A 16,340-nucleotide genomic window follows, 5' to 3' on the forward strand; every position below is an offset into this window, starting at 1 on the left:
TCCCCTGGCCTCCCTTCGTCCCGCACCCTCACCGGAGGTCCCGTGATGCGTCCGCTCGTTCTCGCCGCCGCAGCCCTCACCGCCCTCGCCGCGGCCGGCCCCGCCCGAGCCACCGCCACCGACCCGCCCGCGCCCCAGGGGCTCTTCCTCACCGTCTCCGGGGATCAGGGCTCATGGATGCGCGGTGAGCTGCTGCGCTGCGAGCCGGGGGCGTCCGGGCACCATCCCCACGCGGCAGAGGCGTGCGTCGCACTCGACGGGGCGCAGGGGGATCTGGACGCGCTGAACCCGGACCCGGAAATGTGCACCCAGGTCTACGCCCCGGTCACCGTGACCGCGAACGGGACGTACCGCGGCAAGAAGATCACCTGGCAGAAGACGTTCGCCAACGCCTGCACGATGAACGCGTCGACCGGGTCGGTCTTCCGCTTCTGACGCGCGGGACCCGCTCTCGCGCGGCACCGGGCCACGCGTCAGGTGCTGCGCGACGCGGCCATCCCGAGGGTGAGCAGACCGAGCACGACCCAGCCGAACCACAGCCAGCCGTTGCTCCCGAGCGCCACCGTGTAGGCCGTCACCGCGACGAGGGCGCCGACGGTGAGCACCCCCATCGTCTTCATCGATCCGGGCATGGCCCGCCTCCTCCCGGCAACCCGGACGGCGCAGCGCCCGGACCACGGCTGAACACCATGGTCACCCCTCAGGGGCGCCGGGCGCTACCGGCCGCGCGTGTTCAGTGAGGCGAGATACGCGTTGTACGCGACAAGCTCCTGGTCACCGTCACGGTCAGCGGCCCGGTCCTTGCGGCGCGCCTGCCGGTCCTCGGACTTCTTCCACTGGAAGAGCAGCGCGAGCAGCACGAGCACCGAGGGCACCTCGCTGAACGCCCAGGCGATGCCGCCCGCCGCCGTCTGGTCCGCCAGCGCGTCGATCCCGAGCGAGGCCGGCGGGTGCTCGTACGTGCCGATCATCGGCCCGGACGCCATCATCAGCGCGATGCCGAAGAAGGCGTGGAAGGGCATGCCCGCGAAGAGCTCCAGCATCCGCATCACATAGCCAGGGCGGTGCGGGCCCGGGTCCACGCCCATGATCGGCCAGAAGAAGACCAGGCCGACGGCGAGGAAGTGCACCATCATGCCGATGTGCCCGACCTTCGAACCCATCAGGGTGTCGAAGATCGGCGTGAAGTAGAGCGCGTACAGGCTCGCGATGAACAGCGGGATCGTGAACGCGGGATGCGTGATGATCCGCAGGTACCGGCTGTGCAGCAGCATCAGGAGCAGCTCGCGCGGCCCCCTCGAGCCGCGCCGCGCCACCGGCATCGCCCGCAGCGCGAGCGTGATCGGCGCGCCCATCAGGAGCAGGATGGGCGACAGCATGCTGATCACCATGTGCTGCACCATGTGCACGGAGAACATGACCATGCCGTAGTCGTTCAGCTTGGTGCACATCACCAGCATCACGGTCAGCACGCCGATGACGAACGACAGCGTGCGGCCCACCTGCCAGCTGTCACCGCGCCGCGCGAGCCGCACGACACCCCAGCCGTACAGGCCGAGCGCCACCAGGCACCCGATCAGGAAGAAGGGGTCCGCCGACCATGCGAGGCCTCGCCCCAGCGTGAACGGCGGCAGATCCATGTTCATGCCGTGCCCGCTGTGATCCATCCGCCGGCTCCTGATTGGTACTGGTTGTGGGCTGTCTGTCCGCACCAGAGTAGAACTGCCCCCGGTCGCGGTCGCGACCGGGGGCAGACTCTTCAAGAGCGAACTACAGAACGCACTCCGCCTCGGCGTACCGCTCCTGCGGAACCGTCTTCAGTGTCTCGACGGCCTCGGCGAGCGACACCATCACGATGTCCGTGCCGCGCAGCGCCGTCATCATGCCGAACTCGCCGCGGTGCACGGCCTCGACGGCGTGCCAGCCGAAGCGCGTGGCGAGCACCCGGTCGTACGCGGTGGGGGTGCCGCCGCGCTGCACGTGACCGAGGATCACCGGGCGGGCCTCCTTGCCGAGGCGCTGCTCCAGCTCGCCGGAGAGCCGCGTGGCGATGCCCGCGAAGCGCTCGTGGCCGTACATGTCCTTGACGCCCTCGTCGAACTCCATGGAGCCGGGGGCGGGCTTGGCGCCCTCGGCGGCCACGACGATGGCGAACTTCTTGCCCGCGGAGAACCGCTCGCCGACCTTCGCGGCCAGCTCCTCGATGTCGAAGGGGCGCTCCGGCACGACGATGGCGTGGGCGCCCGCGGCCATGCCCGAGTGCAGCGCGATCCAGCCGGTGTGACGGCCCATGACCTCGACGATCAGGACGCGCTGGTGGGACTCGGCGGTCGTCTTGAGGCGGTCGAGCGCCTCGGTCGCGACGCCGACGGCCGTGTCGAAGCCGAAGGTGACGTCCGTGACGGCGATGTCGTTGTCGATCGTCTTCGGTACGCCGACGATCGGGAGGCCGCCGTCGGACAGGAGGCGGGCCGCCTTGAGCGTGCCCTCTCCGCCGATCGGGATGATCGCGTCAAGACCCAGATCCGTGACGTGGCCCTTGGCCCGCTCCACGCCGTCGCGCAGATGCGCGGGCTGGACACGGGAGGAGCCGAGGATCGTGCCGCCGCGGGCGAGGATGCCGCCCACCGCGTCCAGGTCGAGCTTGCGGTAGTCGCACTCCAGCAGGCCCTTCCAGCCGTCGTGGAAGCCGATGACCTCGTCGCCGTGGTCGACGACGGCACGGTGCACGACCGAACGAATCACGGCGTTCAGGCCGGGGCAGTCTCCGCCGGAGGTGAGGACACCAATACGCATAGCCCGGGAACCTTTGCAAAGTGGGCCGATGACCGGACCACTTTGTCCGGCTGGATCCCCGCCACCCTACCGGCGGGAGGGGGCGGGGCCGCACCTGACGTCCGCCTGCTGGACTGACCCGCTCACTTGTGCGGGACAGCGATCAGGCGGGCTGCTGGGCCGACGCGATCCGCTCGTTGCGCAGCGCCTCGTACCAGCGGTCGTCGACCGGCGGAAGCGCGTTGACGTCGAGGGCCAGCTTCAGGAGCAGGTCCGCGATCAGCGGGTTGCGGGCGAGGACGGGTCCGTGCATGTACGTGCCGAACACGGTGTCGTTGAACGCGCCCTCCGTGCCGTCACCCGTGCCGTTGCCCTTGCCGATCTGCACGCGCGCGAAGGGCCGCGCCGACGGGCCGAGGTGCGTGATGCCCTGGTGGTTCTCGAAGCCCGTCAGCGGGGGGAGCCCCAACTGCGGGTCGATGTCGCCCAGTACGTCGCCGACGCACCGCTCGCCCTCACCACGCGTGGACACCACGTCGAGCAGGCCGAGGCCCTGCTCGCGCTCGCCCAGGTCGTTGATGAACTCGTGGCCGAGGATCTGGTAACCGGCGCAGACCGAGAAGACGATCGCGCCGTTGGCCACGGCGCGCTGGAGACCGCCGTCACGCCGAAGCCGCTCCGCGGCGAGACGCTGCGGCCGGTCCTCACCGCCGCCGATCAGATAGATGTCGCCGGAGGTGGGCACCGGCTGGTCGCTGCGCACGTCGAGCCGGTGCACGTCGAGGCGGCGCTGGCGGGCGCGGCGCTCCACGACGAGGGCGTTGCCCTGGTCGCCGTACGTGCTCAGGAGGTCGGGGTAGACCCAGACCAGACGAAGGCCGTTGTCGCTCATGCTCATGAATCCTCTGCGGGGTCTCAGTTGCCGACGCGGCGGCGGACGTCCTGGAACGCGGTGTAGTTGGCGATCAGCTCGATCCGCCCGGGCGGGGCGGACTGCACCGCCTCGTCGACGCTCTCGCAGACCCGGAAGTCCAGGCCGGCGACCTCGAGGCGCACGGCGAGGTCGAGCCTGCGGTCGCCGATCACGAAGATCGGGTGACCGGCCAGACGCGTGTAGTCGACGTCCCACAGCCAGGAGGTGTCGGTGCCGTCGGCGCCGCGCGCGTTGACCGAAAGGATCACCGGGGTGGGCGGCGGGTCGATCAGGGAAAACGTTTCGAGCCAGCCCGCCGGGTTCTTCGCGAGCAGCAGACGCAGGTCACGGCCGAGGAACTGCACGACGTCGTAGCGTCCCGCGACCGCCTGCACCTGGTACATGCGCTCGAGGGCCACCTGGGGCGGCACGCCGAAGCACGCGGCGACGGCGGCCGACGAGGTCGCGTTCGCCTTGTTGGCGCGGCCGGGGAGCTGGAGGTGGATCGGCCAGGCCGAGCCGTGCGGGTCGAGGACGTAGTCGCCCTGGAGCGCCCAGCTGGGCGTCGGACGGCGGAAGCCGCACTCGCCGCAGTACCAGTCGTCGCCGGGGCGCTGCATCACGCCGCCGCACGACGGGCAGGACCACGCGTCGTCCTTCCACTCCTGGCCGGCGGCGACCCACACCACGTTCGGCGAGGAGGACGAGGCCCAGACGACCAGCGGGTCGTCCGCGTTCGCGATCACGATCGCCTTCGAACCGGCCAGGCCCTCACGCCACTTCTCGGCGAGCATGCGGGTCTCGGCGGCGCGGTCGAGCTGGTCGCGCGAGAGGTTGAGCAGCGCGATCGCCTTGGGGGCGGTGTCGCGGGCGACGCCCGCGAGGTACTTCTCGTCGACCTCGATCACGCCGAACTTCGCGTCCGAGCCGCCGGCGAGTGCCGAGGTGATGCCCGCGGGCATGTTCGCGCCGAGCGCGTTCGACACGACGGGGCCGGCGGCGCGCAGGGCCTCCGCGATCAGCCGCGTGGTGGTGGTCTTGCCGTTCGTCGCCGAGACGAGCACCACGTCCAGATGCTGCGCAAGCCGCCCGAGCAGCTCGGGGTCGAGCCTGAGCGCGACCTTGCCGCCGATCACCGATCCGCTGCCGCGGCCCGCCGCGCGAGACACCGCCGCGGCCGCCTTGCCCGCCGTGACGGCCAGCTTGGCCCGCGGAGTCAGCGGCTCCGAGTTGCCTGACATCGTTCTGGATCCTCCTTGCGTACGGCGCCGCGCCTGCCCCCGGCATCGCTTGGTGGAGTCAGCCTATCGAGATCCACCTTTGAGCCCGAACCGCGGCACCACCCCGGATCCGGGGCTCGCCATGACCGTACCCTTACGGCCATGCGACACGGCTCGATCCCGGGCGCCTCCGGGCGCGTACGACCCCTGACCCTGCTCGGTGATCCCGTGCTGCACACGCCCTGCGAGGAGGTGACGGATTTCGGGCCCTCGCTCGGCCGCCTGGTGGAGGACCTGTTCGCGACGATGTACGCCGCCCAGGGCGTGGGTCTCGCGGCGAACCAGATCGGGGAGTCCGCCCGGGTGTTCGTGTACGACTGCCCCGACGACGAGGACGTCCGTCACCTCGGGCACATCGTGAACCCGCGCCTCGTCGACGCGGACGGGGTGGTCGTGCGCGGCCCGGAGGGCTGTCTGTCGCTGCCGGGCCTGGAGGCGGGCACGCCCCGCTTCGACCATGCCCGCGTCGAGGGCGTGGACCTGCGGGGCGAACCTCTGGTCGTGCACGGCACGGGCTGGTTCGCCCGCTGCCTCCAGCACGAGTGCGACCACCTGGAGGGGCGGGTCTACACGGACCACGTCACGGGGTGGCGCCGCCGCAGGGTCCTGCGGCAGGCGGCGCGGGCCCCGTGGGCGACCGACGCGGCGTCCTGAGACTGCGTGGGCTAGAAGCCCGGCCCGCCCACCTTGTCGCCCGCCGCGGCGAGCCTGCCCCACAGCAGGTCGGCGAGGCTGCGCACCAACTCGCTGCGCGAGCAGGGCCTTTCGCCGAGCCACCAGTCACCCGCGGCGTGCATCATGCCGACGATCCCGTGGCCCCAGACGCGCGCGAGCTGCTGGCTGCCGGGGCCGAGATCGACGCGCTCCTCGATGACCTCGGCGAGCTCCTCGCCCATGCGGCGCAGCAGGGGAGCGGAGTGCTTGCCGACGTAGAAGCCCTGCTCGCCCGGTGCCGCGCTCTCGGACACGCCCTCCGAGGGGTGCATGAGGAACCGGTACACCTGAGGCCGCGCCTCGATCGCCGCGAGATAGGTGTCGAGCGTCGACTCGACCCGCTCACGGCGCTCGGCCGGGGCGTCGAGCGCGGCCCGCAGCGAGGCGAGGAGCGCGTCGGTGTGGCGCTTGGCGAGCGCGGCGTAGAGGCCGCCCTTGTCGCCGAAGTGCCGGTAGAGGATCGGCTTGGTGATGCCCGCCTCGGCCGCGATGGCGTTCATGGACGCACCGGGCCCGTCGCGGAGCACCACGCGGTCCGCGGCCTCCAGCAGCTCGCGCCGCCGGCGCTCGGCAGACGTCTGCTGTTCCGTCCGCTGTGTGGTCTCCATGAGGTTTCTCCCCGCCCGTGCGATGGCCTGACGCACGCGAAACGTAACACTCGACCCCTGGTCGCCAACGAATGGCATCGAACGGGCGCTCGGGAGTTGACAGGGGCTACTGGCGAGTAACACACTGCCGTTACCGCAAGTAACGTATGCAGTGTACGCAGTGCTGGAGGGGCCATGGCCGAGTTCACGATGGATCTGAACGACGAGCAGAAGGAAGTCAGGGACTGGCTCCACGGGTTCGCCGCCGATGTGATCCGTCCCGCGGCCGCCGAGTGGGACGAGCGCGAAGAGACGCCGTGGCCGGTCATCCAGGAAGCCGCCAAGATCGGAATCTACTCCCTGGACTTCTACGCGCAGCAGTTCTTCGACCCGACGGGTCTCGGCATCCCGATGGCCATGGAGGAGCTGTTCTGGGGCGACGCGGGCATAGCCCTGTCGATCGTCGGCACCGGGCTCGCCGCGGTCGGCGTCCTCGCCAACGGCACCGAGGAGCAGATCGGCACCTGGATCCCCCAGATGTACGGCGACGCCAACGATGTCAAGGTCGCCGCCTTCTGCTCGTCCGAGCCGGACGCCGGATCCGACGTCGCCTCCATGCGCACCCGCGCGGTCTACGACGCGGCCAAGGACGAGTGGGTCCTCAACGGCACCAAGACCTGGGCGACCAACGGCGGCATCGCCAACGTCCACGTCGTCGCCGTCGTCGACCCCGAGCTCGGCTCCAAGGGCCACGCCTCCTTCATCGTCCCGCCGAACACGCCGGGTCTGTCCCAGGGCCAGAAGTTCAAGAAGCACGGCATCCGCGCCTCGCACACCGCCGAGGTCGTCCTCGAGGACGTACGCGTCCCCGGCTCCTGCCTGCTCGGGGGCAAGGACAAGCTGGACGAGCGCATGGCGCGCGCCCGCGAGCGCGCCAAGGCCGGTGGCGGCGAGCGCGTGAAGAACGCCGCCATGGCCACGTTCGAGGCGTCCCGCCCGGCCGTCGGCGCGATGGCGGTGGGCACGGCCCGCGCCGCCTACGAGGAGGCCCTGGAGTACGCCAAGACGCGTACGCAGTTCGGCCGCCCGATCATCGACAACCAGGGCGTCGCCTTCCAGCTCGCCGACATGCGCACGCAGATCGACGCGGCGCGGCTCCTGGTGTGGCGCGCCTCCTGGATGGCGACCACGGGCAAGAAGTTCGAGTCGGCCGAGGGCTCCATGTCGAAGCTCTTCGCGAGCGAGACCGCCAAGAAGGTCACCGGCCAGGCCATCCAGATCCTCGGCGGCAACGGCTTCACCCGCGAGTACCCCGTCGAGCGCATGCACCGCGACGCCGCGATCTACACGATCTTCGAGGGCACCAGCGAGATCCAGCGCCTGGTGATCGCCCGCACGCTCTCGGGCCTGCCGGTCCGCTAGCCAAGTCGGCCGGTGCCCTTCGCGCGGCGGAGGGCACCGGCTTCAGCGGTCGTGCCGCGCGGTCACAGCCGGGCGGCGACCTTGCGGGCGATGCGGACGATGTCGCCGGAGGGCCGTGCGGAGTACGCCGGGTGGTTCCGGACCCAGCCGTCCTCAAGGGCGTACCAGTCGACCGGCCGCGGTGTCGTGCCGTCGGCGAGGGCGGTCGCGAGCCCGTCGAAGTAGGTCCGCCAGCGCAGTGTGTAGAGGCCGCCGATGAGCCCGGCCCACTCGCGGTTCGCGTAGTCGTGCAGCCCGCCGTCGTCGGCACCCGAACGCGGACCCCACACCGTCACCAGGGACACGGCGTCGTACTCGAGACGGTCCCGCTCCTCCTCGTCGGCGCCCCACGCGCGCGCGTCGGCGATCCAGCGCCCGAGCAGATGCCGCGGCTGCGTGGCGACGGTCTCCTCCAGCAGCCCGAGCCACGTGAACCACTCACCCGTCAGCTCCTCGAACGCCGCGCGTTCCTTGGCGTCGTACGCGGTCTTGATCCGCGGCAGCAGGATGCGGCTGCGGTGCGAGACCGTCTGCCGGGTGACGTCCATCAGGTCGTAGGCGTACGCGGAGCTGCGGCGCAAGCCCGGTGCCACCGCGATCAGTTCGGGCAGGGCCCGCGCGAACTCCTCGGGGTCGTACCGCAGTGTGCCCGGCGACCAGGACGCGCCGCTGGACACGTCCAGATCGGGCCGGGCGCCGAACAGGCCGTCGTGGCCCTCGCTCCAGCTGTCCGCGCGCGTGGTGCCGTACGCGGTGCGGCGCAGGACGTCCCAGGCGGCCACCGCGTGCGCGTCGTGGCCGCCGTAGCGCTGCGCCGGCCACCGCTCGAACCAGTTCTTCAGCTCGACGGGTCCGTCCGTCCACGGAAGGTCGCTGAAGAGGGCGAACGCGGCCGGATTGTTGTCGGCGCCCTCGGGCATGAGCGCGATGCCGTCCAGGGCGCTGTTCTCCTTGGTGCGCCAACTCTCGTACAGAGAAGCCCAGTCGGGGGTATTGGCGCCCATCGTCGTGTGGCCGCCGAAGTTCCAGATCGAGCCGAACGCGTAGGGCGTGCCCGCCCAGTCCTTGTCGCGGTCGGTCACCGAGGGGAAGCGGTCGGAGAGGCCGTCGACGATGAACATCTTCGAGCGGTCGACCGCGTCGAGGATGTCGCGGCGCGGGTTGGTCTGCCAGCCGAGGACGTTCCAGATCGCGCCGGGGTGGGCGGTGCGCAGCGTCTTCTCGACCGCCTTCGCGGCCTCGCCGACCGGCACGTCACCCGGCTTGCCGCCCTCGTGCAGCAGGTCGAGCTTGTACATGGTGGTGTCGCCGAGCAGTTCGCTCTGCACGCGGTAGAACCTCTCCGCGATCCTGGCGAAGTGCGGGTCGCGGGGGTCGAGCCAGTCGGGGCGCGTGAAGCCGACCCAGTCGCCCTGGGGGACGATGTGCGCGCCCGGGTTCCGCTCGGCGAAGCCGGGCGGGACGGTGCCGAAGTAGCCGGGGAGCACCGGGGTCATGCCGAGCTCGCGGACCCGGCGGACGATGGTGCGGGCGAGCGCCGCGCGCCGGTCGAGGAGACGCCGCGACACGGGGCCGCCGAAGCCGGACATGTTCTGGAGCAGCCACCACGGCTGATGGGCCGGGCCCGCGATCCACTCGCGCATCTCGGCGTCGTCGTAACCGAATTCCTGGAAGGTGCGGTGGTAGACGGTGTCGGCGCCGAGGTACACGAGGACCTCGTTGAATCCGTGCAGCGCGAGGACGTCGAGCTCGCGCTCCCAGTAGTCCCAGCCGTGATACGGGCCTGTGTAGCCGTCGTTGGTGTCGTTGAAGGCGAACCGGTGGGCGACGTTCGCGGCGCGCGTCAGGGGCGTGGCGAGACCGGGAAGTCGCGCCGGCAGCGACTCGGTCTGCTCGCCGCTCCACGAGAAGTGCGCGTGGGCGTGGTGACGGAGGTAGTGGTGGAAGCCGGTCAACTGCACGGCGGGCGTGGTGCCTTCGACGAGTATGCGGCCGCTGGACCCCGACACTCTGAACGCGTCGCCGGTGCCGGCGGTGTGGGGAGCGGTGCGGAAGGTGACCTGGTCGTGGTGGCGCGGCAGCAGCCGGGCCAGGGCGTCGGCGGCCGGGGTACGGGAGGCCGTACGGCTCTCGGCCCAGGCGCAGGAGGCGGACGCGGTGAGCGCGGCGGCGGAGCCGAGGGCGGTGAGCACGGTACGGCGACCGATGTTCATGAAGCACTCCAAGCGCGTGAGTGGACTGGACCACTTGCGCCGGGGATCTTACGGAGGGCGGGGTGGGTTCGGTAGGGCGCGGGAGTAAGCGCTTGCGGGCGCTGGGCTCGCACCCCGGCCGGAGGTCACTCGTCCCCCGCGGCGGCCGAGAGCGCGGCGGCCGGGTCGTGGGTCGCGGGCCCCACGGGGGCCGGCGGCCGGCAGGTGTTCGCCGGACGGGATGGCCGGCGGGGGTGGGTGCAGGTGAGCGCCCACCCCGGCCTGTCGTCGCTTGTCTCCACGGATGGCCGGCCGGGGCAGGTGCACGTGTGTGTCCGCCCCGGCCGACCGTCACTCGTCCCCGGCGGCAGCCGACAGCGCGGCGGCCGGGTCGTGGGCCGCAGGCCCCGCCGGGAGCCAGCGGTCGTGGTTCTTGCGGTACGGCCACCAGCGGCCGTCACGGCCCAGGCGCGCCTGCGCACCCGTGCCGGCGGCCGTCCACCGGTTGCGGGTCACCCGCAACGGCGGGCGCTCCCCGGCGTCCCAGGCCGCTTCGACGGCGGTACGCGCGCGTGCCGCCGTCTCCGCGTCCGGCGTCCACTCGTCCTCCAGGACGGACAGGGCGGCGGTGCCTCCGTGTTCCCACGCCAGCACCGCCGCCGCGAGGCCCTCGCCGTCCCGACCCGACCCCTCTGCGAGCCGGGCCCCGATCCACGCTTCGGGCGCGTCCGCAGCCAGCCGGACAGCATCCTGATCAATCGTCAATTCATCGTCGGGAGCGCGAAGTTCGTGCCCCGGAGACAGTGCGTCCGTCAGCATCCGGTGCGCCTCGGCCGCCGCTCGCGCCCCGAGGAACTCCAGCGCCGCCACATCCGTCCCGGCGGGCGGCTCCGTCTCCGTGTCCAGGGACGGCACGACCGCCGCCTCGGGCGGCACCGGGGGAGCGGGGGGCAGCGGCGGCAGTATGCTCCCGGCCGCGAACGCCTCAGTGGCGTCGACGCCGTCCGCGTCCACCTGCCCCTCGTCGGTCTCCTCGTCCGCGGACCCGGCCGAGGCGGACGCGACGCTGCGCACCTGGAGTTCGTCGAGCAGCACCCGCTCGCCGCGCCCGCGCATCAGCAGCAGTACGAACGGATCCTGGTCGAGGAGGCGGGCCAGCTGGTAGCAGAGCGCCGCCGTGTGGGCACAGTGGTCCCACGCGTCACACCCGCAGCGTGGCTCCAAGTCGCCGATACCGGGCAGCAGTTCCACGCCGGCCGCCGCCGCGTCCTCGACCAGGTGCGGCGGCATCTCACGGTCGAGCAGCGCCGCGATGTGCCCGGCCCGCTCGACCGCCATCCCGAGGAACCGGTCCCACTCCTCCTCACTCAGCCGCTGCAGCAGCACGTCGGCGCGGTACACGGCGCCACCCCGGTCCTTGACGAGCGCGGTGACCCGCCCCGGCCGCACCGAGACGGCCCCCACAGACCCGCCGCGCGCCAGTGCGCGCCCCGCCTTCAGCTGCTGAAGGTCGAGTGCCGTGTCCTCCAGTGCCTTGAGCCAGGTCTGCCCCCACCACGACTGCGCGAAGCCACGCCCCTGGACGGCCGCCAGCGCCGCGAAGACTCGCTCCTCATCCGGTGCGTCGGCCCTGTCGCTGTCGCCTTCGGTGTCGAACAGGTCGTCCTCGTACTCGTGACGGTCCGTCATCGTGCGCCCCCTCGCAGCTCGACCAGATCGGCCAGTTCGGAATCGGTCAGTTCGGTCAGGGCGGCCTCGCCGGAGCCGAGCACCGCGTCGGCCAACTCCCGCTTGCGTACCAGCATGTCCGCGATCCGGTCCTCGATCGTTCCCTCCGCGATGAGCCGGTGGACCTGCACCGGTCTGTTCTGCCCGATCCGGTACGCGCGGTCCGTCGCCTGCGCCTCGACCGCGGGGTTCCACCAGCGGTCGTAGTGCACGACGTGTTCGGCGCGGGTGAGGTTGAGGCCCGTACCGGCGGCCTTCAGCGAGAGCAGGAAGACCGGCACCTCGCCCTCCTGGAAGCGCCCCACCATCGCCTCGCGCACGGCGATGGGCGTGCCGCCGTGGAGGAACTGCGAGGCCACGCCGCGAGCGGCCAGATGCTGCTCGATCAGGCGACCCATCTGCACGTACTGGGTGAAGACCAGCACGCTCGCGTCCTCGGAGAGGATCGTGTCGAGCAGTTCGTCGAGCAGTTCCAGTTTGCCGGAGCGGCCGGGGATGCGCGGCTCGTCCTCCTTGAGGAACTGGGCCGGGTGGTTGCAGATCTGCTTGAGCCCGGTGAGGAGTTTGACGATCAGCCCGCGCCGGGCGATGCCGTCCGCTCCGGAGATCTCGGCGAGCGTCTCGCGCACCACGGCCTCGTAGAGCCCGGTCTGTTCGGTGGTGAGCGGCACGGCGCGGTCGGTCTCGGTCTTCGGCGGAAGCTCGGGCGCGATGCCGGGGTCCGACTTGCGGCGCCTGAGCAGGAAGGGGCGCACGAGTTGGGAGAGGCGCTGGGCGGCGCCGGGGTCCTTGCCCTCCTCGACCGCGCGGGCGTACCGCGTGCGGAACGTGCCGAGCTTTCCGAGCAGCCCCGGGGTCGTCCAGTCGAGGATCGCCCACAGCTCGGACAGGTTGTTCTCCACGGGGGTGCCGGTGAGCGCCACGCGCGCGCGTGCGCCGATGGTCCGCAGCTCCTTCGCGGTCGCCGAGTGCGGGTTCTTGACGTGCTGCGCCTCGTCGGTGACGACCATGCCCCAGTCGACGCCCGCGAGCTGCGCGGCGTCCAGCCGCATCGTGCCGTACGTGGTGAGCACGAATGCACCGGGGTCGAGGTCCTCCAGGCTGCGGCGCCCGCCGTGGAAGCGGCGTACGGGGGTGCCGGGCGCGAACCTCTCGATCTCGCGCTGCCAGTTGCCCATGAGGGACGTGGGGCAGACGACGAGGGTCGGGGCGGCGGTCTCCGGGGCGGTCTGCCGGTGCAGGTGGAGGGCGATCAGCGTGATCGTCTTGCCCAGGCCCATGTCGTCGGCGAGGCAGGCGCCGAGGCCGAGGGAGGTCATCCGGGCCAGCCAGTTCAGGCCGCGCAGCTGGTAGTCGCGCAGGTCGGCGGCCAGCGCGGCGGGCTGTCCGACGGGCGCCATGCCCTCCGGGTCGGCGAGCCGCTCCCGCAACTCCGCAAGCCACCCCGTCGGGTGGACGTCGACGCGGCGGCCGTCGACCTCCGTGGAGCCCGTCAGGACCGCGCCGAGCGCGTCGATCGGCGTGACCTTGCGGTCCTGGTGCTCGCGGGCGCGCCGGGCCTCCTCGGGGTCGATGAGGACCCATTGGTCGCGCAGCCGCACGACGGGCCGGTTGGCTTCGGCGAGCCGGTCGAGCTCCTCCCGGCTCAGCTCCTGGTCGCCCAGCGCGAAGCGCCAGTTGAACGTGAGGAGGGCGTCCGCGGAGAGGAACGACGGGGTGGTCGTCCGGAATCGGTCAGGGTTCTCCCCTCCGGGTGACCCCTCGCCCGGAGGGCCGATGACCGCGCGTGCGCTCAGCCGGCGCGCCAGCTGCCGGGGCCAGTGCACGTCGACACCCGCCGCCGCGAGGGCCCGCGCGCCGGTGCCCAGTAGGTCGGTGATCTCCTCGTCCGCCAGGTCGAGGGCGTCCGGGACGGCCGCCGAGAGCAGCGGCGCGAGGGGCGTCCAGGCACGGGCGGCGCGCCGTAGCGCGAGCAGGGTGTCCATGCGGGCCCGCGGCCCGAAGGCCTTGGCCGAAGCGCCTGACGCCGCCCAGACCTCGGTGGCGTCGGCGACCAGCGCGGGGTCGCTGACGCTGTGCATCTGGAGCACGGCGCGGAAGGCGACGCGCTTCTCGTCCTCGGCTCCCGGTAGGGCCCGGTCGAGGCCCGGCACCTCGACGCGCAGCGAGATCCGCACGCCCGCGTCGTGTCCCGCGGCGACATCGGCGGCCCACGCGCGGTGTTCTGGGACCTGCTGCGGCTCGGTCGCGGCGAAGGCCGGCGCGCCCGCCGCGAGGCTCGCCGCGGGGGAGCGGGGCAGAGCGTCGGCGACGGCGTCGAGGAAGGCGCGCAGCAGCGCCTCGGGCGCCGGGAGGCGGAGGGGCTCCGGTCCGTCCAGGGGTGTCGCGTGGGCCTCGGGCGGCATCGCGGCGGCCAGTTCCCTGACCCGCTCCAGGTCCTCGGCCCGCAACGGGCCCGCCCGCCAGGCGTCGTGATCGGTCGCGGTGAGCCCGGGCAGCAGCAGGCCGCGCGCCGCGAACTGGAGGGCGAGCACGGAGGCGGCGCCCCAGAAGACGGCGGTCGGGTGCGCCTGCGCGGTGGCACGCGCGCGCGTGAGGACCGGCAGCGCGGCGCGTACGGGGAGCAGGACGGCGGGTACGGACGCGCGCTCGGCACCGGCGTCCGTGGGCAGGGCGAGGCTCAGCTCGTCGGGCGTGCCGGCCTCCGTGTACGGGGGCCGGCCGCCGTCGGGGTGCCAGAAGGCGATTCTTCCTTCGCGTGCCGGGTCGCCGGGCACGAAGACCGCGCAGCAGCGGACCAGTTCGGAGATCTCGGGGAGTGTTGCCACGGGGCGCCTGTGGGCAGCGATGACGTATTCCTCAAACTTGACTACCGGGCGGAATCGCCGAGGGTACCCCAAGACTCAGCCCGGCGTGCCGTGTCGCAAGGTGACGCCGGTCACCCCTGCCCGAAAGGGGTGGAGCTAGCCCCCCTCCGGGGGCGGTGCTAACCCCGTGCGCAGTCGGGTGGTGGCGTCATGGTGTCCAAGGCCGCTGATTTCTAGGTTTGTTGAGGTCAGGCCGTCTCGTGAGCAGGGCGTCCGGACAGTACGTCCATCCCCCGCCCTCTCGCCACACCCACCACGCCCATCGCCACGCCCATAGCCGTGCCCATCACAGGCCTATCGCCATGCCCAGAGACCGGAGACTCGCCATGACCCTGGCCGTCGAACCCGTAGTGGACCATTCCTCAGGTGCGAACGGGGCGCAGCCGCAAGGAAGCGAGTTCACGCCGCTGCTGCGCACCGTCAAGAGCCAGGACCTCCTGGAGCGGCGCACCGGCTGGTACGTGCGCAACATCGCTCTGAACGACCTGTCCCTCGCCGCCGTCGGCACGGGCATGGCCCTCATCGGCGGTTCCTGGTGGGTCCTCGCCCTCGCTCCCGTCCTCGCCGTGCTCTGCGCGCGCACCGCCTTCGTGGGCCACGACGCCGGCCACGCGCAGATCACGGGCAACCGCGCCGTGAGCCGGCTCATCGGGCTCATCCACGGCAATCTCCTGCTCGGCATGAGCTACAGCTGGTGGAACGACAAGCACAACCGGCACCACGCCAATCCCAACCACATCGACAAGGACCCCGACGTCGCCGCCGACGTCCTCGTCTTCACGAGCGAGCAGGCCGCGACCCGCTCCGGCTTCCGCCGCTGGCTCACCCGTAACCAGGCCTGGCTGTTCTTCCCCCTGACCCTCCTGGAGGGCCTCGCCCTGAAGCTGTACGGCTTCCAGGACCTGCGCCGCCAGCCCCCGCGCGAACGCGCCGTGGAAGGACTGTTCCTCGTCGCCCACGCCGTCGGCTACGTGACCCTGCTCCTGAGCACCATGCCCCTCGGTCACGCCCTCGCCTTCGCGGCGATCCACCAGGCCCTCTTCGGCCTGCACCTGGGCATGGCCTTCGCGCCGAACCACAAGGGCATGGAGATGCCCGACCCGGACGGCGAGCGCTGGGGCCACCTGCGCCGGCAGGTGCTCACCTCCCGCAACATCAAGGGCGGCGCACTGACCGACTGGTTCCTCGGCGGCCTCAACTACCAGATCGAGCACCACCTCTTCCCGAGCATGCCCCGCCCCCACCTGCGCCTGGCCCAGCCCCTCGTCAAGGCCCACTGCCGCGACCTGGGCATCCCCTTCACGGAGACCGGTCTCGTCGACTCCTACCGGCAGGCCCTGCGCCACATGTACGAGGTCGGGGAGCCGCTGCGCATGGAGTGACCGCCTTCCCGGCGGGCCGTGTGCAGCCCTGAGCCCCGGGTTCCTTGCCCGGGTCTCAGGGCATGCGTCCTGCCCGGGGCTGCGGCCGGGCCGCGCGGGGCTGCGCCGGGCTCAGGGGTGCGTCAGGGTGGAGGCTCAGGGGTGTCTCAGGGTCGTGAACAGGAACCGCCCGGGCCGCGCGTCCGTTTCAGAGAGTAGAGGCGGGGGCCCGCCTCTCATGGCGAGGGCGGTTTGCAGCCCCCGAAGGAGGCGACGGACATGTCGAGGAACGCGAAGATCGCCGCAGGAGGTGTGGCGGCCGGACTGATCCTGTTGATCTGGCTGCCCTGGTGGGCGTCACTCCTGATCGTGCTCGGGGTGCCCACGGCGGCCTATCTGGCGCTTGACCCCTCCCAGCGGCGCAGGCTCCGCCGCGCCTCACGCAGGGAGATCGGCCGCTGA

14 protein-coding genes are annotated in these 16,340 nt (G+C 71.9%); 5 read left to right on the top strand and 9 right to left on the bottom strand.

The genetic code is table 11. The features are described 5' to 3' along the window. The first annotated feature begins 45 nt into the window (after nt 1-45). Nucleotides 46-435, top strand: coding sequence for an SSI family serine proteinase inhibitor (locus tag ACWIGU_RS37140; protein WP_454406076.1), 390 nt, complete (start codon nt 46-48; stop codon nt 433-435). A 38-nt stretch (nt 436-473) separates the two neighbouring features. On the opposite strand, the gene ACWIGU_RS37145 is transcribed toward ACWIGU_RS37140, so the two are convergent. The 5 genes from ACWIGU_RS37145 to ACWIGU_RS37165 all read right to left on the bottom strand — a co-directional run bounded on the left by ACWIGU_RS37145 (nt 474) and on the right by ACWIGU_RS37165 (nt 4,929). Further along, nucleotides 474-632, bottom strand: coding sequence for a hypothetical protein (locus tag ACWIGU_RS37145; protein WP_100597532.1), 159 nt, complete (start codon nt 630-632; stop codon nt 474-476). An 84-nt stretch (nt 633-716) separates the two neighbouring features. Further along, nucleotides 717-1,667: a cytochrome c oxidase assembly protein gene (locus ACWIGU_RS37150; RefSeq protein WP_454406077.1), complete on the bottom strand. Its 951-nt coding sequence runs from the start codon at nt 1,665-1,667 to the stop codon at nt 717-719. Between the two features lie 103 nt (nt 1,668-1,770). After that, complete coding sequence (locus tag ACWIGU_RS37155; RefSeq protein ID WP_454406078.1) at nt 1,771-2,796, bottom strand: 6-phosphofructokinase; 1,026 nt, start codon at nt 2,794-2,796, stop codon at nt 1,771-1,773. A gap of 142 nt (nt 2,797-2,938) precedes the next feature. Further along, nucleotides 2,939-3,667 carry a type 1 glutamine amidotransferase gene (locus tag ACWIGU_RS37160; RefSeq protein ID WP_100597529.1) on the bottom strand — a complete coding sequence of 243 codons (729 nt, stop codon included), beginning with the start codon at nt 3,665-3,667 and terminating at the stop codon, nt 2,939-2,941. Between the two features lie 23 nt (nt 3,668-3,690). Continuing rightward, nucleotides 3,691-4,929, bottom strand: a complete 1,239-nt coding sequence (locus tag ACWIGU_RS37165; RefSeq protein ID WP_227293435.1) for a Mur ligase family protein — start codon at nt 4,927-4,929, stop codon at nt 3,691-3,693. A gap of 141 nt (nt 4,930-5,070) precedes the next feature. Here ACWIGU_RS37165 and def point away from each other — a divergent pair, with 141 nt between their 5' ends. After that, a complete protein-coding gene (gene def / locus ACWIGU_RS37170; protein WP_356279910.1) occupies nt 5,071-5,622 on the top strand; it encodes a peptide deformylase in 552 nt (183 codons plus the stop codon). Between the two features lie 11 nt (nt 5,623-5,633). On the opposite strand, the gene ACWIGU_RS37175 is transcribed toward def, so the two are convergent. Further along, on the bottom strand, nt 5,634-6,290 hold the full coding sequence (locus ACWIGU_RS37175) for a TetR family transcriptional regulator (protein WP_454406079.1): 657 nt from the start codon (nt 6,288-6,290) through the stop codon (nt 5,634-5,636). 174 nt (nt 6,291-6,464) lie between these two features. Between ACWIGU_RS37175 and ACWIGU_RS37180 the strand changes: the two genes are divergently transcribed. Next, entirely contained in the window at nt 6,465-7,691 is a 1,227-nt protein-coding gene (locus tag ACWIGU_RS37180) for an acyl-CoA dehydrogenase family protein (protein WP_454406080.1), read from the top strand. A 62-nt stretch (nt 7,692-7,753) separates the two neighbouring features. Here the strand turns inward: ACWIGU_RS37180 and ACWIGU_RS37185 are convergent, their stop codons facing one another. The 3 genes from ACWIGU_RS37185 to ACWIGU_RS37195 all read right to left on the bottom strand — a co-directional run bounded on the left by ACWIGU_RS37185 (nt 7,754) and on the right by ACWIGU_RS37195 (nt 14,478). Further along, on the bottom strand, nt 7,754-9,943 hold the full coding sequence (locus ACWIGU_RS37185) for an alpha-N-acetylglucosaminidase (RefSeq protein WP_454406081.1): 2,190 nt from the start codon (nt 9,941-9,943) through the stop codon (nt 7,754-7,756). A gap of 330 nt (nt 9,944-10,273) precedes the next feature. Further along, the gene (locus ACWIGU_RS37190; RefSeq protein ID WP_454406082.1) at nt 10,274-11,611 is read right to left on the bottom strand and encodes an SWIM zinc finger family protein; all 1,338 of its coding nucleotides are present in this window, start codon (nt 11,609-11,611) and stop codon (nt 10,274-10,276) included. Further along, nucleotides 11,608-14,478 carry an SNF2-related protein gene (locus tag ACWIGU_RS37195; protein ID WP_454406083.1) on the bottom strand — a complete coding sequence of 957 codons (2,871 nt, stop codon included), beginning with the start codon at nt 14,476-14,478 and terminating at the stop codon, nt 11,608-11,610. Before ACWIGU_RS37195 ends, ACWIGU_RS37190 begins: the two co-directional genes overlap by 4 nt. A 365-nt stretch (nt 14,479-14,843) precedes the next feature. Between ACWIGU_RS37195 and ACWIGU_RS37200 the strand changes: the two genes are divergently transcribed. Beyond that, a complete protein-coding gene (locus ACWIGU_RS37200) occupies nt 14,844-15,899 on the top strand; it encodes a fatty acid desaturase family protein (RefSeq protein WP_454406084.1) in 1,056 nt (351 codons plus the stop codon). 258 nt (nt 15,900-16,157) lie between these two features. After that, nucleotides 16,158-16,340, top strand: coding sequence for a hypothetical protein (locus ACWIGU_RS37205; RefSeq protein WP_100598451.1), 183 nt, complete (start codon nt 16,158-16,160; stop codon nt 16,338-16,340).

The sequence above is a fragment of the Streptomyces sp. NPDC055400 genome (genome assembly GCF_053644375.1).

What these genes read in the sequence shown, in the direction of transcription:
- ACWIGU_RS37205 (WP_100598451.1), top strand. Translation starts at nt 16,158, where the DNA reads ATGTCGAGGAACGCGAAGATCGCCGCAGGAGGTGTGGCGGCCGGACTG.
- ACWIGU_RS37175 (WP_454406079.1), bottom strand. Translation starts at nt 6,290, where the DNA reads ATGGAGACCACACAGCGGACGGAACAGCAGACGTCTGCCGAGCGCCGG.
- ACWIGU_RS37150 (WP_454406077.1), bottom strand. Translation starts at nt 1,667, where the DNA reads ATGGATCACAGCGGGCACGGCATGAACATGGATCTGCCGCCGTTCACG.
- ACWIGU_RS37180 (WP_454406080.1), top strand. Translation starts at nt 6,465, where the DNA reads ATGGCCGAGTTCACGATGGATCTGAACGACGAGCAGAAGGAAGTCAGG.
- ACWIGU_RS37140 (WP_454406076.1), top strand. Translation starts at nt 46, where the DNA reads ATGCGTCCGCTCGTTCTCGCCGCCGCAGCCCTCACCGCCCTCGCCGCG.
- def (WP_356279910.1), top strand. Translation starts at nt 5,071, where the DNA reads ATGCGACACGGCTCGATCCCGGGCGCCTCCGGGCGCGTACGACCCCTG.
- ACWIGU_RS37165 (WP_227293435.1), bottom strand. Translation starts at nt 4,929, where the DNA reads ATGTCAGGCAACTCGGAGCCGCTGACTCCGCGGGCCAAGCTGGCCGTC.
- ACWIGU_RS37160 (WP_100597529.1), bottom strand. Translation starts at nt 3,667, where the DNA reads ATGAGCGACAACGGCCTTCGTCTGGTCTGGGTCTACCCCGACCTCCTG.
- ACWIGU_RS37185 (WP_454406081.1), bottom strand. Translation starts at nt 9,943, where the DNA reads ATGAACATCGGTCGCCGTACCGTGCTCACCGCCCTCGGCTCCGCCGCC.
- ACWIGU_RS37145 (WP_100597532.1), bottom strand. Translation starts at nt 632, where the DNA reads ATGCCCGGATCGATGAAGACGATGGGGGTGCTCACCGTCGGCGCCCTC.
- ACWIGU_RS37200 (WP_454406084.1), top strand. Translation starts at nt 14,844, where the DNA reads ATGACCCTGGCCGTCGAACCCGTAGTGGACCATTCCTCAGGTGCGAAC.
- ACWIGU_RS37190 (WP_454406082.1), bottom strand. Translation starts at nt 11,611, where the DNA reads ATGACGGACCGTCACGAGTACGAGGACGACCTGTTCGACACCGAAGGC.
- ACWIGU_RS37155 (WP_454406078.1), bottom strand. Translation starts at nt 2,796, where the DNA reads ATGCGTATTGGTGTCCTCACCTCCGGCGGAGACTGCCCCGGCCTGAAC.